This is a genomic window from Nostoc sp. (assembly GCF_036919495.1).
In the GTDB taxonomy this organism is placed as follows: Bacteria; Cyanobacteriota; Cyanobacteriia; order Cyanobacteriales; family Nostocaceae; genus Nostoc.
The window spans coordinates 1-15,891 of record NZ_JBALBZ010000105.1 but is presented as its reverse complement, the minus strand read 5'-3'; the positions used below and the strand labels follow the sequence as shown (position 1 = coordinate 15,891).

The 15,891-nt window shown below is 39.9% G+C and carries 15 protein-coding genes and 3 pseudogenes; 12 read left to right on the top strand and 6 right to left on the bottom strand.

The window, feature by feature from the left end; translation table 11 throughout:
- Positions 1-16: 16 nt before the first annotated feature.
- Positions 17-1,231, bottom strand: coding sequence for a glycosyltransferase family 4 protein (locus V7K25_RS15000; RefSeq protein WP_335159162.1), 1,215 nt, complete (start codon positions 1,229-1,231; stop codon positions 17-19).
- Positions 1,232-2,040: 809 nt separating this feature from the next.
- Between V7K25_RS15000 and V7K25_RS14995 the strand changes: the two are divergent.
- The 3 genes and pseudogenes from V7K25_RS14995 to V7K25_RS14985 form a co-directional block, all read left to right on the top strand.
- Positions 2,041-2,226, top strand: a pseudogene (locus V7K25_RS14995) (transposase family protein); the annotation flags it as partial.
- Between the two features lie 940 nt (positions 2,227-3,166).
- Positions 3,167-4,528 carry an ATP-binding protein gene (locus tag V7K25_RS14990; RefSeq protein WP_335159160.1) on the top strand — a complete coding sequence of 454 codons (1,362 nt, stop codon included), beginning with the start codon at positions 3,167-3,169 and terminating at the stop codon, positions 4,526-4,528.
- Positions 4,521-5,198: a response regulator transcription factor gene (locus tag V7K25_RS14985; protein ID WP_335159158.1), complete on the top strand. Its 678-nt coding sequence runs from the start codon at positions 4,521-4,523 to the stop codon at positions 5,196-5,198. The genes V7K25_RS14990 and V7K25_RS14985 overlap by 8 nt, the downstream gene beginning before the upstream one ends.
- Before the next feature lie 2 nt (positions 5,199-5,200).
- On the opposite strand, the gene V7K25_RS14980 is transcribed toward V7K25_RS14985, so the two are convergent.
- Positions 5,201-5,497, bottom strand: coding sequence for a hypothetical protein (locus V7K25_RS14980; RefSeq protein WP_335159156.1), 297 nt, complete (start codon positions 5,495-5,497; stop codon positions 5,201-5,203).
- Between the two features lie 1,009 nt (positions 5,498-6,506).
- Between V7K25_RS14980 and V7K25_RS14975 the strand changes: the two genes are divergently transcribed.
- The 6 genes from V7K25_RS14975 (at position 6,507) to V7K25_RS14955 (ending at position 8,707) form a co-directional block, all read left to right on the top strand.
- Entirely contained in the window at positions 6,507-6,845 is a 339-nt protein-coding gene (locus V7K25_RS14975) for an STAS domain-containing protein (protein ID WP_335159154.1), read from the top strand.
- A 217-nt stretch (positions 6,846-7,062) separates the two neighbouring features.
- Positions 7,063-7,722 (top strand): sugar transferase, encoded by a 660-nt coding sequence (locus V7K25_RS14970; RefSeq protein ID WP_335159221.1) that lies wholly within the window; start codon positions 7,063-7,065, stop codon positions 7,720-7,722.
- A 163-nt stretch (positions 7,723-7,885) separates the two neighbouring features.
- Positions 7,886-8,047 (top strand): transposase, encoded by a 162-nt coding sequence (locus V7K25_RS31625; protein WP_442948090.1) that lies wholly within the window; start codon positions 7,886-7,888, stop codon positions 8,045-8,047.
- A gap of 157 nt (positions 8,048-8,204) precedes the next feature.
- Positions 8,205-8,429, top strand: coding sequence for a WD40 repeat domain-containing protein (locus V7K25_RS14965; protein ID WP_335159152.1), 225 nt, complete (start codon positions 8,205-8,207; stop codon positions 8,427-8,429).
- Between the two features lie 21 nt (positions 8,430-8,450).
- The gene (locus V7K25_RS14960; protein ID WP_335159150.1) at positions 8,451-8,603 is read left to right on the top strand and encodes a WD40 repeat domain-containing protein; all 153 of its coding nucleotides are present in this window, start codon (positions 8,451-8,453) and stop codon (positions 8,601-8,603) included.
- A complete protein-coding gene (locus V7K25_RS14955; RefSeq protein WP_335159225.1) occupies positions 8,558-8,707 on the top strand; it encodes a hypothetical protein in 150 nt (49 codons plus the stop codon). The genes V7K25_RS14960 and V7K25_RS14955 overlap by 46 nt, the downstream gene beginning before the upstream one ends.
- Before the next feature lie 36 nt (positions 8,708-8,743).
- Here V7K25_RS14955 and V7K25_RS14950 read toward each other — a convergent pair whose 3' ends face one another.
- Positions 8,744-9,067 carry a 4Fe-4S binding protein gene (locus V7K25_RS14950; protein ID WP_335159148.1) on the bottom strand — a complete coding sequence of 108 codons (324 nt, stop codon included), beginning with the start codon at positions 9,065-9,067 and terminating at the stop codon, positions 8,744-8,746.
- 99 nt (positions 9,068-9,166) lie between these two features.
- Positions 9,167-10,618, bottom strand: coding sequence for a nitrogenase cofactor biosynthesis protein NifB (gene nifB, locus V7K25_RS14945; RefSeq protein WP_335159146.1), 1,452 nt, complete (start codon positions 10,616-10,618; stop codon positions 9,167-9,169).
- On the opposite strand from nifB, the gene V7K25_RS14940 reads away from it, so the two are divergent.
- Together V7K25_RS14940 and V7K25_RS14935 are read left to right on the top strand one after the other, a co-directional pair.
- The gene (locus V7K25_RS14940) at positions 10,612-10,773 is read left to right on the top strand and encodes a hypothetical protein (RefSeq protein WP_335159144.1); all 162 of its coding nucleotides are present in this window, start codon (positions 10,612-10,614) and stop codon (positions 10,771-10,773) included. The two genes, nifB and V7K25_RS14940, sit on opposite strands and share 7 nt — an antisense overlap.
- Positions 10,774-12,028: 1,255 nt before the next feature.
- Positions 12,029-12,358 (top strand): annotated as a pseudogene (locus tag V7K25_RS14935) (Uma2 family endonuclease); the annotation flags it as partial.
- Between the two features lie 61 nt (positions 12,359-12,419).
- On the opposite strand, the pseudogene V7K25_RS14930 reads toward V7K25_RS14935, so the two are convergent.
- Positions 12,420-12,575: pseudogene (locus V7K25_RS14930) on the bottom strand (element excision factor XisI family protein); the annotation flags it as partial.
- Positions 12,576-12,742: 167 nt separating this feature from the next.
- On the opposite strand from V7K25_RS14930, the gene V7K25_RS14925 reads away from it, so the two are divergent.
- A complete protein-coding gene (locus V7K25_RS14925) occupies positions 12,743-13,687 on the top strand; it encodes an NAD(P)-dependent alcohol dehydrogenase (RefSeq protein ID WP_335159142.1) in 945 nt (314 codons plus the stop codon).
- A 291-nt stretch (positions 13,688-13,978) separates the two neighbouring features.
- Here V7K25_RS14925 and V7K25_RS14920 read toward each other — a convergent pair whose 3' ends face one another.
- Positions 13,979-15,583 carry a PQQ-dependent sugar dehydrogenase gene (locus tag V7K25_RS14920; RefSeq protein WP_335159140.1) on the bottom strand — a complete coding sequence of 535 codons (1,605 nt, stop codon included), beginning with the start codon at positions 15,581-15,583 and terminating at the stop codon, positions 13,979-13,981.
- Positions 15,584-15,891: the final 308 nt, after the last annotated feature.

The following is a 15,891-nucleotide window of genomic DNA, read 5'->3' as shown; positions in this document are numbered from 1 at the left end:
CTGCTAATTCCTACAACTAACTAATAGCTAGAAAATTTCGCTTCTCCCAGCGAGTAAACATATCGCTGTAAACATCCCTCACAACACTACGCGCAGCATAAGGCTGTGCTGTACGCACACAGGACACACTTGGGTAGTTTTCTGGATGTAGTATTACTTGGTGCAAAGCATTTGCTAAACACTGTGGCGATCGCACCTCACAAACAACTCCGTTGTCAAGCGCTAGTAATTTTGGAGTTTCACCACACTTAGTTGTAACTACTGGTGTTCCACTGGCAAGTGCCTCTAGAACTACTAAAGGTAGACCTTCGTAGGCACTGCTAAGGACAAAAGCATTACTAATCCGATGTAACTTCGCTAGTTCCTCTATCGGAATTGCTCCTAGCATCGTCACCCGACTAGATAATTCCAACTGAGCGATTTCTGTGCGTACTGCTGCTGCTAATTCTCCATCACCCGCGATTAATAAGTGAATATGTGGTTCCTTTAAAGCTGCGATCGCACGTACTAACAAAATCGGATCTTTTTGAGGATGTAGCCGCCCAGCAAACAAGATAAAGCATGTTTCTTCGCTCAAACCCAGCCTTTTCGCTAATTCATATCTTTGTGCTTCCCGTTGCGCTGGACTTAAGGGATAGAAAATCTCATTATCAAATGAATTTTTAATGTATTTAACACGATCTCCCATGCGAGGATAACGCTGTCTATACAATTGTGCCGAATCTGTATTACATGAGAAAACCTCGCTAAACTGGCGAACTAGCAAGCTTTCTAAAGCAAAGTATGCTGCGGGAAATCGGCGCCATAAAATCGCATTTTTATCACCTGCTGCCTTAGTCTGCGAGTGAATATCGTTATGAATAAACAGGGTTTTCTCTCCCTGCCAATTCAGAGCAGCTAGGCTTGGTTCCAGCCGATGAAAGTGCATAAAGTCCGAGGTGAAGTTACGCCCCAGCAGTGCCGCAGTATACTTGATCGTGGTTGGTACTAGACTTCTAAAATTATCATTTTCCAAGGTAAATAGTGGTAAAAAGCTAATTTCTCTACCTGCCAATTCCGCTTCTTGCCACTTACCAACTGGTTGGTTGCGATCGCTTCCTGTCCCTACTAGTCGCACCTCAAATTCATTGGGAGCGTATTTAATAAATGTATTAATAAGTGTTTGTATTCCTCCAATAGTAGAGTGCCAAGGATTAAACTGGTAAAAAATAGTTAAAACAGGTTTATGCATGACTTATATAATCTCAGCATAACTCGCCAAGCTTCTTGTAACTTTTTACTATGTAAAAATCTTTGCTAATTAAGCTTGTATTTTTACGTTAAAGATACTGAGAATTTTACTAAATAGTTAAGTATCTTTACTCCTATAGCATCCTCTGAAAGCTCAAATAGTAATACTATCTCTAGATACCGTCCTAGGCAAATATATAGTTATCCACCAAGTTATCCGCTTGGATACTATACTTACATGTATCAATAATACTTTAATTGTAAAGCTAAATACTTAAGATTAATAGTTGGAGCTAATACAAATTGTGGCAGTTAAGCCTAAGTGGGGTTTTGCGATCGCCCAAGTAAATACACTTCCAGTTTGATACCAAGTAAATCGGCACGAGAAAACCAAACTATGTAAAGATAGCATCTATTGAGGTAACTGATATACAGGTATTCGTTTAAGGGTATTTCTGATTTGTGAACAAGATAAAACCTTATTAAACCTGATAACTGCGGATTTACCACAAAAATTGGTCAAGATTGCATCAATGCAGATAGCATCCTCTAGGGTGAAATAAAAGTATCCACTCAGCTATCCACCCAGGGTAAACTCATCTAATTTAAGAGAAAATGGACTTGACAAATAAAACAAGTTAAGCATAGGCAACAGGATGAGAAATTTCCTTGATATAAGAGCAAGATAAGTGAGATGACAACAATGCTGCCGTCGAAAAACTCAAGGAATTAAGCTTTATATCTGAGGGCTTTGAAACTAAATCTACTAAAGCCAAGGAAAGTTATCGTCATCAGCGAAAGCCTATAGAAATAGCATCCATTGGAGCTATTCAACAGAGTTTAGTGGAGCATTTCTCTGATATCAAAGACCCAAGAGTAGAGCGAACAAAGAAACATCAACTTATAGACATTCTGGTAATCGCAATTCTCGCAGTTATAGCCGGAGCGCAAGGATGGGAAGATATTGAGAATTATGGCATTAGTGAACAGACCTATAAACGTAGTCTCCGTCAAAAAATGAAGCGAACTGCTATGGATAATAATTATATGATTCAAGTTCTCAGTTGTTGTTTCATTAACAATACATTAGATTCTTCTGATTCCTTATGTCAAGCCGGATTGAGATGCTCTTACCCTGATATTTGTATGGGGAAACCGTTGGCATAGGTGAAGGAATTTTGCGCTCTCTCAACAGAGGAAAAACATGGGTAAACAATAGCACCCTTTGTGATTTTTGGGGGTAGCTTCATTTCTAGATTTTGTCTCATTCAAATGAATTGAGAATACCACTTCACCCGATTTTATTTATTCTTACAAAACCAATTTTACCATCAAATCTTCTTCATATACATCTATTGCATTGATATCAACCTAGTAACACTTACCTTTTTTTCTATTCATATAAGTTACATTTTATCAAAACAAATTAGATGCATATCCCCTGCCTCTAATATAAACATAAACTTTAAAGTGGCTTAAGGATGAAATTTTGTATAAAATGTATTAATTTTTGTGTGTCGTGTTATTATCAATGAAAAAGAATAGCACTAAAATTCTAAGTGCGTCATTTAATACAATGAAGTTGCTAACACTGAGATTAAAAAAGATAAAGGATATTTTTATATAATGTATAAACAGTTAAGGCTTTTGGATAACAACATTGAAAATTTAATATCAGCAGAGCTGTTGCAGTTCTAGAGTCTAGAATTTTAATTAGTATGCTAGGTAACTGTAATTAAGGTGATGGAGATATTAGATAGTGATAGCTATTAGCTTGATACCTTTCCTAATTCATTCATCTAAGAAAGGTAATTTTTTAACTCCTCTTCATACTAGTATTTTATTACTAGTATTGTTTGTATTTGGACAGCAAGTCTTCAACCTCTTGATAACACACCTAAATAATGAAGCATGTGACCGGATAACCCATACTTTATTGGTAGAGCAAGAAGGAGAACGTCTACTCAATGCTGTGATAGATAATGGAAAAGGTTCTCTAGAAAATTCTAGTCAGGGAGGAAGCAATCCTATAGATTATGGTGAGAAGAAGCCTAGTTTCCTCAAAAACTTCAACCATCTCTACAATCTTGTACAAGACAACCCTGCTCAAATAAAGCAACTCGATAAAATTAGATATATCTATAACCAGTGGCAAAGAGAGTTGCAGGAAAAACCTGTTTCTAGTTCTGCCAATAACTATGGTGTGGTAAAAAGCACTTTATTCGGTTCCTTGCAGAACGAGATTGAGAAACTGATTCAGCACGAAAAGATGCTTTTGAGCGATCGCAAAAATCGTGTACAGCATTTAAATGATATTAGCACTACGATAAACATTTTCAGCACATTAGTCATTTTGTTCGGAGCGATTTTAAATCTCCATTTGTTGCATCGACGTGTCAAGCTTCCATTAGACAAATTGACACAAGTTAGCAAACTTTGGCAAGCGGGACAAATGGAAGTACAACTCTGCTATCCTTCTAGAGACGAAATCGGGGAATTAGCTGGAGTTATGAACGCGATCGCTGATGAGACTCGTCACCATCAAGAAACCATTGAGGTGCGTAACCAACAGCTTGAAGACATGATATCTGCACTTTCCCACGACCTCCGTGTTCCTTTACTTGCCACTCGTAATACCCTAGACTGTATGAGCAGAGGAGCTTTTGGCCCAGTCAATGACACTTGGAAGGAAGTGTTTGAAGAGTACCATGAAGCTAATGAGGATCTGCTTAAGCTTGTGGAACTCCTCTTAGATATCTCCCGTTATGAAGCACGCAGCGCTTGTTTAATGTGCGATCACCTGAATTGGGAAAAGATTTTAATTAAAGTAATTAATCAGGTAAAAGCAATATCTACACATGAGCTAGCCTTCATTTGTAAAATTTCTCAATTGCTGCCAACTGTTTACGGTGATGAATTAGAAATTCAACGGGTTTTACAAAACTTACTTGATAACGCTGTGCGGGTAAGTAAGACTAAAGGGGAAATTGTTCTTGAGATAGCGCCTTATGGAGAGGATCAAGTAAAGATTTCGGTGCGTGATTACGGTTCAGGAATTACGCCGCAAGCTCAGGAAAAGCTGTTCCACCGCTTTATTCAAGGACGAAGGCATCGTGGAAGAAGTGGGCTTGGTCTGTATTTATGTCGTCAAATAATTGAGGCTCACGGAGGAAATATTGGTGTCGAAAGCTCTCTTGGAGAGGGAAGTACTTTCTGGTTTACTCTCCCAAGTGCCATAAATAACGTTAATTGCAAATATGAACATAATATAACCACATGTAGCAAGAATAATGCCTAAGATTGACGAAGACAAAACTGTGCGTGTTCTATTAGTTGATGATCACGCTTTAATCCGCCGAGGAATGAAAGGACAATTTAGCCTTGAACCCGGTTTTAGTATAGTTGGAGAGGCATTAGATGGTGGACAGGCTGTTGAATTAGCTAGCCAACTCCAACCAGATTTAGTCTTAATGGATATTGATCTGCCAGTTATGGATGGGATTACAGCCACCCAGCAGATAAAAAGCAGCTGCTTAAACACTTGTGTTCTAGCCTTAAGTGCCTTTGACGAAGATATCCAGGTCATGGGGATGCTTGCAGCTGGTGCTGATGGTTACTGCCTTAAAACCATTGAGTGGGAACAGCTCATCGCCGTCATTCAATTGATACTTCAAGGTGGTGCTTATTTAGATCCTCTAATAGCTCAAAAGGTTGCTCGGATGCTTAGATCAACCTCTGTCGCTCCCGATGTTCCTGTATCTAAAGTAATAGCGGAACCGATTCTCAGTAATCGTGAACGCGAGATTCTTAAACTTATTGCACAAGGTCACTCAAACCAGAAGATTGCAAACCAACTCTACCTCTCACTTGGAACCGTCAAGTCTTATGTACGTATGGTTCTCAACAAACTGAGCGTTGATGATCGTGTGCAAGCAGCAGCTTTAGCTGTACGCCAAGGGTTGATTTAAGCTTAGAGAAATTTATGTAAACAGGCAGATAATTCTGTAAAAGTGGTAGCCGCCAGTGGTGAGATGTCATTTATGAGTTGTTCTGACCACAAAATGTAAGGCTGAAGTAGTTGATCCTGGAATTTATTAGGTATGGGCAGGCATAGCACTAATACATGAGGTGCAAACAAAGCTATCTCTTCAAGTGTGGGAATAGAGTAATATGGAAAAACTTCTGCATTTTGTTTTAGGCAATAACTGCTGACGCGTTGCACGGTAGTGACATTGCTACCGATAACCATAATTCGTTGTCTTTTCATATAATTTATGAACCTATCCACTAATAATATTTGTGTTACAAAGCTGAAGTTTATTGAAAAGTTAAAACTATAACTTAAGGTTTTCAAGAACATTTTGCAAAAAGAAATATGGTTTTTTAGAATAGTGAGATAATTTTATATACTTACGACTTATCTGCAAGTACTAAATGCTTACCATACAATGGTTTTACTCTTTACAAAGGAAGTATGATTATAAACAATTAATGGACATAAAAATAAGATATTAGGCGAATAAGCGGGACTAAATCATCTGTTAAAGTGTAAAAATATAAAAAATCTATTTTTTTCAGACAAACTCAAGTATTAAAACATAAAAAGCATGAGAAATTAAGCCGCAATCTAACAAGTCCACAGACTACTATTATTTACTGGCTGTATTGATGATAAGATAAACAAAATTTCTCACTACTTGAAATATTTTAAATTACTATATCATGCGTTTAACACTAATTATGTTAATAGCTTAGAAATTTGGTCATTTCATAGCTTTTACAAAATTAAACATACATGGGTTTTTTCATGCCTACTTATTATGAAATTTAAACTATCTTTATGCTACAGCCAAGCGGATAGTTAGCTGGATAATTTTATTCCTCATTAGGATACTGTATAAAAAATAATTTAAGTAGCCATAAGATAGTATTTTATAGTGATATTTGCGTATAAAAGTATATGTAGGCTTCACTAAGTCTTTACTTAACAACGATTTAAACTTTTAAGTCACCACCAAGACTAATTAAAAGCCAAAGCGAACGCAGGGATCTCTGAAACCCATGTTGGATAAGGATATTGTCGTAAAAACAGGCTATATTAAAAAACGCCGAAACCCTTGCTATTAAAGAATCTTATACTTTATACGCGTTTGCCCTGGATTAAAAACTGCTTGTGACAATACTTAAGCGATATTTGGGTTAATTATGTCGAGACGAGCATATCTAGTGCATTACGCACCTCTGATGTTTTTTAGCTAATTAAATTTATAAAACTTATGACTCTAACACAAGAAAATCAACTGATCGTGATTCAACCTCAGCAACGCTTAGATTCAAAGCATAGTAATACCTTAACAGAACAGCTATCTAGCTTAGTAGCTCACCCCAAACATCTTTGGGTAATTGATCTAGTCAAAGTAGATTTTATGGATAGTTCGGGTTTAGCCGCTTTACTTAAGGGGATTTCAGCTATACGTTCAAGTGGTTGTCGTTTGGTAATTTGCAATCTGCAAGCACCTGTTCGGATGATCTTTGAACTGACTCAGATGGATTCAGTGTTTGAAATTTATGAAAATTATGATGCCGTCGTAACGATGTTTAATGCTCAACCATGAAGTATTGATTGCTAAGTCACTGCAAATATTTTAAATAACAGATTAGAGATTAGCTGGTTACATGGCTACATATTAATTTGCTGAACCTGTTAAACAATCCCATTCTTGCTTTTAAAAATTATTGAAATAAGAAAATGTGCAGACGATTGAGTTCGTAAATTTATTTACCGAAACTTTAATTACTATGTCTAATACCTCTACCTCCAACCGTTTTCAGATGCCAGTTATAGATGATCCCCATAATGCTGCTAAAGCTGAACTTCCAGTTCATCCCTCTGTAATCAGTAAAGCCAAGCGGATGATTGACATCTTGGGTGCTATTGTAGGGCTATTGATTACAGTAGTGGTAGTAATTCCTATTGCGATCGCTATTAAGTTAGATAGCCCGGGTTCTATCTTTTACAGTCAAATTCGCTGTGGTTTGAATGGGCGTTACTTCCGAATTTGGAAATTCCGCACGATGTCAGTTGGAGCTGATAAACTTAAGCATCTAGTTAAGAATGAAGCTCAAAGCGATCAGATATTCAAAAATGAGAATGATCCCCGCATTACCTGTATAGGCAGGTTTCTCCGCCGCACTAGCTTAGACGAACTTCCTCAGTTTTGGAACGTACTAGTGGGGGAAATGAGTCTAGTCGGCACCCGCCCTCCCACTCCCAATGAAGTGATACACTACTCAAGACATCACTGGAAAAGGTTGAATGTCAAACCGGGTATAACTGGTGAATGGCAGGCTCATGGTCGCTCCAGTATTAAAGACTTTGAAGATATTGTTCACATGGACTTAGACTATCAACGTAAGTGGTCTATCATTTATGATATTAGTCTAATCTTGAAAACTTTAAAAGTTGTGTCAGATAAGAGCGGTGCTTGCTAACGTACCAAAATTTTCAGGAGAATCAAAGAATTTATTTGGTAATTTATCGGACTAAATGGCAGCGAAAAAATTTGATTATGATTAGTTTAATTTATGACAAAATGGCTATCCCAATATATTGAAAATTTTTACCTAGATTAGGAAATAGTAATTTTGAGGAGCAATCAAAAGTATTCTCTTAGGTATTAGGATTATTCAAAAAATATCAGATGTATTAGGTGACAGAGAATTTTGCTCTGTAAAATTGGCTAACTGGCTCTTTGAGCAAGAAGTACAGTTTTGTTTGAGATTAAAAAAGAATGAATTTATTCAAAATGAAGATTGAATTTGGCACTCGCTTGATAGCTTAGGTTTAAAAAAGAGTGTTTCTTTATTTTTACAAAATATCAAGGTCACAAAATCGTTTTATAGATAATTGTTGGTGTTTTGTTGAAAAATTAATAAAATTAGATCGCAATAAGATCGAGTATTATTTATGTGCTTTGAGTCCAGATGGTCAAGTGGTAGCGAGTAGCAGTGAAGATCAACAGGTAAGGCTATGGGATGTCAACACCGGGCAATCCCTACGAACATTGCAAGGACATACTAATGTGATATCTTCAGTCGGCTTTGCTCCCCGAAATCTCAATGATTGCAACATAATTTCAATTCAGCATCAAAGTCAGATTCTAGCCAGTGGTAGCGACGATGCAACTATCAAAATTTAGGATACAGATACCGGAGAGTGCTTGCAAACTCTTTGGGTACATACCGTTAGTTTCAGCCCTGATGGCAAACTTTTGGCAAGTGGTAGTCGTGACAAAACAGTTAAGATTTGGGATTGGCATACCGGAGAATGTCTGCATACTTTGGTAGGCATGAGCTATCTTCCTGCCCAGTAGACAAGTTAGGTTCGAGTAATTTTGATGAGCAAAAAGCTGTTTTCAATAAATCAATTCATGGCTATGAAGGCGATCGCTTCCCTGTTAGTGGACATCTTCTTTGACGCAGATAGTGATTAAACCTTGTAGAATCAGGATTTTTAATTATTTGATAGCCTAAACTTCTGGGAATAGCAGTTAAACCAACGTTCCCAGTAATCTTGTTTATTTGTTAATTTAGCAACTACGTGGTTGTAATTGGCAAACCAGCCTTCCCAGTAATCGCTAGGCTGCTTAACACAACCGTCGCAGGTGGGACAACCAGCTTTACACTGGGGCATGGTATGAATACTACCAATACAGTTTGTACAAAGTTCAGGGTCAATCCAGTGCTGTCCGTCAACCACTTTAACTGCATTTGTGGGACATACAGATAGACAGAGATTGCAGGAAATACACTGGCTAGTAAGAATTTTGTAAGCCATGATTTATTCTCCTTTTGGGCGCGGGGAGTGGGGAGTGGTAAGTGGTGGTGAGTGGGGAGTGGTGAATATTTAAATTCTCTACTCCCTACTCCTTATTCCCTATTCCCTATTCTCTAATTCCTTAAGGTATTGCTCGTAGAACTCCAAAGCAACCTTTTCAATTACGTCGTAAGCTTCAATAGTCTTTATGCCAGCTTCTTGCAATTTTTCTTGAGGACAGTTACCAATCTTGGAGACTAAAACTGCTTTGCAATCTGCGATCGCTTTCATAATATGCTCAAAAGAAGCTTCTTCGCCGTATCCACCTTGGCAGTATTGGTCAATTTTGCGATGGCTGACAAAGCGAACTTCATCCCCACCCACTTCGTAAATTTGAAATTCTTTCGCATGACCGAAGTGTTGGTTAACCAATCCGCCGCCTTTGGTTGCTACTGCAACTAGGACTTTAGGACTGTTGGCAAATTTCTTGCCGGCAAGCGCCTTGTCTTTGGCTACTTTAAGTTCTTCTTTAAACTTCTCAATCCCTTCGTGAACCGTAGCGCGTTGCTCCATGTCATATTCTGGAGTCATTTCCAAGAATTTCTCTTTGGAAAATTCCTGGCTGCGGTCTTCTCCCAACAATCCTACTGCATCAGCACGACACTGGCGACAGTGGCGCATCATTTTCATGTTACCGGAGCAATTGTCTTGAACTTCTTTGAGTTCTTTAGGTGTGGGGCCACGTTGACCAATTAAACCAAAGTGTGTGCCATGTTCTGGTGCAGAAATCAATGGCATGATGTTGTGCAAGAATGCACCTTTTTCACGAATGACTCGATTCACTTCGACTAAGTGATGGTCATTAATTCCGGGAATCATTACGGAGTTGACTTTGCACAAGATATCAGCATCTTTGAGAGCTTGCAAGCCTTCCATCTGTCTTTCGTGGAGAATTCTTGCGCCTTCAATGCCCTTGTAACGCTTGCGTCTGTAGTGAACCCAAGGATAAATCTTAGCACCGATCTCTGGATCTACCATGTTAATGGTGATCGTAACGTGATCTATATTTAATTGTTTAATGCGATCGATGTAGTCAGGCAGCATTAAACCATTGGTTGATAAGCACAGCTTGATGTCTGGTGCTTGTTCTGCAATCAACTCAAATGTGCGGAAAGTCTTATCTGGGTTCGCCAGAGGGTCGCCAGGACCGGCAATTCCCACAACTGTCATTTGGGGAATCTTGCCGCCAATGACCAAAGCTTTGTGTGCTGCTTCTTCTGGTGTTAGCAATTCGCTAACTACTCCAGGACGGCTTTCGTTAGCGCAATCATATTTGCGGTTGCAATAGTTGCATTGGATGTTGCAAGCTGGTGCAACTGCAACGTGCAACCGGGCATAGTGGTGATGGGCGTCTTCGCTGTAGCAGGGATGTTTAGCAATGCGTTCTTCGAGCTTTTGATCCCTTTCCACGGTGGCGCTGCTGGGGCTGTCGCAGCCGCAACCACCGGATTTTGCTTGGGTTGTCGATTCCGTAGCGTTGGAGTTGAGGAGTCGTGTAGACGGTGATGTCATTTAGTTTCGCAAAAGGTCGGTGGACTTGGCTGCCACTGTGGGAGATGTTGTTGCCACTCTCTATGCCCAGAATTGAAGTCGCGTCTTCCACACTGCCTGCAAACCCTTGGGTGAGGGCGACTTGTTTTCAAGTAAGGCAGGCAATAGATATCTGATGTTCGGCTGGTGTGTGTCAACGTTCGGTTCTTGGGTAGAATTTGTGCTTACAGCCGCGACTTCTCTTCACTTCAGGCATGGTGCTATGTCATCCCTCCACTCACTTTTCGCTTTGTTTTGTTTCAGAGCGTTAGGTGATTGGCGATATAAGATTTATAGCAGCCGTCTCCCAGCCAGATGTTGCGTCTCTCTAGGATAGAATTTATTGGATTTATTACGTTTGTACTCAAATACTAAAAACCCTAATTCTTCAAGCATTACAAGAATTAAAAAATTTTTTTTCGGTTAGGGGTTCTAGTCTTTTTTGGCTGGGGTTCTAGTGTTTATAGATAGGGGTTCAGGATTTCTTTGTACTCAGCCACAAGCCAATCCCAGCAAAGAATTTAATCTACTTGCAGCTGGGTTTTGGTTATTTAAATGTGTACTCATATTGCCCTCAATTTGCGTTAAAAGCAATAAATACCAAGGGTTTGAGGGTGAAAAACTGAAGTAATCTATCTTGTTCTACTCCATAAACGCGCGAAATTGAATTCTGTATCTAACATATCATTTTTTTGAGGGTAAAAATGCACTTCATATTCTTTTAATTTTTCTTTGACAATGATGTTCAATTATGCCTTTAAGCCCTGTCTGGTAAGCCATATAAGCTAGTGGGAATAGATGTATTGCTGCACATGATTTTCAAAAAACTTAACTTTTCAGTTCTTTTTTTTCATTCCCAGAATGAGGAGATGGGTAGGAAAGTCTCGAATTTTGTGTTTGAGAGAAACAACAAACTATAATCTAACATGATTGAGCGATCGCTATGAATTTTCTGAATTGCTCATTACAAACCTTAGCAAAAAACCTCACCCCCTAACCCCCTTCCCGATGCTCTAAGGGACTTCCAAATATAAAAAATAATCAATCGTTTTGGTAAGCAGGGGGAGAAGAAATCGGATAGTCGTATTGGATACAAGAATTGAGTAATTTAATTTTTGGAAGTCCCTAAGGGGGAAAATTCAAAGTCTCTCTCCTAGAAGGCTACGGTGTACACACAAGTTTTGGAGAGTTACCCCACAGCCTTCTGATTCCCCCAACCCCTTTTGAAAAGCAAAGCAGCAAAGCTGTTTCATTCCCTTAAAGGCTCAAAAAAGACTTGTGTTCTGAACGAAAGTACTTGTGTGTACACCGTAGCCGAGAAGGAGAGAGAAATAGAAGTGAGGTTTTATCGATATCGTGAAAAGTTAGAGTGTCATTTAGCTACAATCAGACCCTGATGTTATTGTCAGTTGCGACCCTCAAGACCTCAATGCCCGCAAATTTATTCAACATCCCAAGCTAATTGCCGAAGTTCTTTCGCCAGCTACAAGTGCTAAAGATCGGGGTGAAAAATTTACTTATTATCTGACAATACCCAGTTTGCAAGAATATATCTTGATTGACTCGGAAAAAATCTCCGTTGAGCGTTACTGTCGGGGTGAGGGTAGGATGTGGCTTTACTATCCCTACACGGCTGGAGATATCATCACTCTATCGAGCATTGAATTTGAGTGTCCGATTGAACTGCTGTATGAAGGTGTTGTATTTACCACTGAAGAATAAAAAGAATGTTCCGTGTTAACTTTTAAAGAACGATGTCTACGACGGGCTGCGCCTACGCACCTTAAGCAACTGCATAGCCTGTGTAAGGTCTTAACTCTGGTGGACGAAAGCCAAGGACGATGTGTTCTTTGGGAATTCCAGCCCGTTCTAAATAGGCGGCAATGCCTTCTTCAGTGCCATCGCGTTGAATCCAGATTTTGCCATCAATCAGGTCAAGTACCGCAAGGCGGAAGTCACGCATTCAAAAGTCAAAAGTCAAAAGGTTGATATATCAAGGCTTGCGCCTGTTTGAAATGGTAGAGACATCGCTACACTGTAGTCATAACCAACAATAAGCTAGCTGTCTAAGTTGTGTGAGTCAAACAGGGTAGCAGGAGGAATACGATGAAAGCAGTCATTATTCGTCGGTATGGCGGCGCTGAAGTATTGCAGTATGAAGATGTGGAGCAGCCCAAAATTGAGCCAACGCAGTTACTTGTGAAAGTTCGTGCTAGTAGCGTTAATCCCATTGATTGGAAAATTCGTCAGGGGATGTTGAGTTTGATTACCGGCAGCAAATTCCCGAAGATTCTGGGGTTTGATGTGGCGGGAGAAGTTGTAGAGGTTGGCTCTGGTGTCACGCGCTTTAAACCAGGAGATGCTATTTATGGCAGTACTAGCTTCCCTGGAGGAGGTTACGCAGAGTTTGCAGCCATCCCAGAAAACTTGGCGGCGCTCAAACCAACGAATCTAAACTATGAAGAAGCTGCTGCTGTGCCTTTAGCAGCGCTCACATCTCTACAAGCGCTGCGAGATCAAGGAAATATTCAAACAGGACAAAATGTCTTAATTAATGGTGCTGCGGGCGGTGTAGGAATTTTTGCAGTGCAAATTGCTAAGGCTTTAGGCGCACAGGTGACGGGAGTTAGCAGTACGAAAAATTTGGATTTGGTGAAATCTTTAGGAGCAGACCGCGTGATTGATTATACGCAGCAAGATTTTGCCGAAGATATAGCGCAGTATGACATTATCTTTGATGCAGTGGGTAAGCGATCGCTCTCACAAACCAAAAGAGTCCTCAAACCCAACGGAATTTATATCACCACATTACCCAGCCCCGAAGTCTTGTTAGAGAGCGTCTTAACAGCATTCCTTCCCGGTCAAAAAGCGAAATTTCTCTTTGAGAAACCTAACACTAAAGACTTACTTTTTCTCAAAGAATTGATTGAAGCGGGTAAGATACGTGTGGTGATTGATCGCACATATCCCTTACAAGAACTAGCGGCGGCTCATAGTTATAGCGAAACTGGGCGTGCAGTGGGAAAAATTGCGATCGCGCAGCTTGTCTAGACATTGCGGTTTCTAGTTGATTGCAGGACAATCAGCCAAAAACAGCATAGGTGACTCAATTTTTGATTTTGGCTCATAAAATTGTTCTCGCATTTAAATTCGCTTATACCAATTCTGTATGAAGATGCACATAATTAGTCCCCCCTTGTGAAGGGGGGACGGCGTAGCCGGGGGGTAAATATATGCAGCTTCACAAATAAACGGTGTTACTCTAGAACTTTTTTAAATTTTGGGTTTTAAGCTATTCAATCCAAAATCCAAAATTTAAAATCTAAAATCCCGTGAGTGGTGCTACTTGACCTCTATAAACGATATTATGTTATCGAAGTCAGCTCCAACAGATTTATAATCACCAGCACTAAACTCGCGACATAAACCACCAGTTTCATTTTGGCAGACACGTACCACTATACCCGGTGGTACACTTAATGAGCTAATAGCGTCATTCCCTACAACATTTAAGTCACCTTTGATCGCTTCGTATACTCCTGGACTTGTAGGAAAAGACTGGGAAACTCCAGTCAAATTGGGATCTCTGTAGACCTTAATCTCTCCTGGCGGCGTGTAGGAGAGCTTGTAGATAGTACCACTGTAGTCATCTGAAATTAACAAATTACCTTGCAGATCGACTGCCATATCCACCGGTCGCCCCCAAACTTCTTCCGTTGTTGGAACAAGCCAACCGTTGACTAAATCCATCTCCTCCCCTAGAGTTTTTGTCGTACTGTTCCAGGGAAAGTAAGCTATTTTATAGCCTGTTTTCTTCTGCCGATTCCATGAACCATGCAACCCCGCCACTACCCCACTTGAGTACAGACTGGGAAAGTTGGTATTTTGTAAGAATGTTAGTCCCAAGGGAGCGGAATGGGCTTGAATACCCTTGCTAATCCTGTCCATTGCATTGCAATTAACACTCCCATTAGCATTGAATTGATAGTCGCGGTCAAACGGCATATTGTTGAAGCCAGTTGCCGTATCAGGATTGGGGTTGCAGAATGGCCAACCGTAATTACCGCCATCTCGGACTTTCGTAAACTCCTCTGGTGGATGGTTGTCTACGTAAGAGAGGATAACTTTACCATAATTGCCGGTACTATCGTTGAAGGGATAGGCGATGTTATCTCGATTATTAACAACTACCCAAAGGTCATTTGTGCCAGGTAAAAAGGCTAATCCTTCGGCATTACGTAAACCTTGGGCAAAAAGCCGTTGATTGGTTCCATTCGCATTGTATTGGTAAATCGCACCACGTTTTGGGGTACTAACAGTATCTTCCTTGCAGGCATTGCATGTAGAGGCGATCGACACGTACAGTTTGTGATTGCCATCAAGTGCGATATTTTTTAGCTCGTGACCATAAGGGCCTTTTAGTTCTGATGTGCTGCTGTCTGGTAAGCCAGTGACAACGATTTGGCGATTTTTGGCGACTATATCTCCAGAGTTGTAGATGAAGCGGTTAATTTGATGAGTCTCGGAGATATAAACGTATGTGGTATTGTCAATCTTATGAAACACAATGTCGTGTGGTCTCCGTAGACCCGTCACGAAGTCAGAAATAATTGGGTCTTTGCTGCCATTTGGCCGGACAATTAACACTTTACCTGTACTCGGCTGTGATACTAGAAGATCCCCATTGGGAGCAACTGCCATAAAGCGAGCTTTGTTAATGCGAGCATAAACAGAGACAGAGAAATTAGGCGGCACTTTCAAGTAACGATTAGTATTAAAGGGCGCAGAGGTCATTGTACTAGGCACTTTCAGCTTAGTATCAACAGACGCAGAGGGCGGGTTGCCTAACGCTGCGGTGGTAAGAACCTCTAAGGACATCAGACTCAGTAGCGATGTGGTTAGTATACCTCCTAGTATCTGTGTTGGTTTTAAAGCAAATGCAACCATCTTAAACTTCCCTCTAGCTTTATAGTGATTTATGTTACACGTAACTCTCGGCTAGCCGATTTTACCGGGAGTTTGCACAAAGTTAACTCAGAGGTACTGGCTTTTTAAAATACTTAAAATATCTTTATATACTCTTATTTTTCTTAACTCATGAAAAATGGGTGAACCGAAAGTTACCAAGAAAGGCAGAGCGATCGCTCTTTTAAACTAAAAAATTCCGGTTCTTCCGCTACTTTTATGGCGAGAATCAAAATTAATTAGATTTTAACAACTACAATTTAATATAAAAAATGGTTAAAATTTAGATA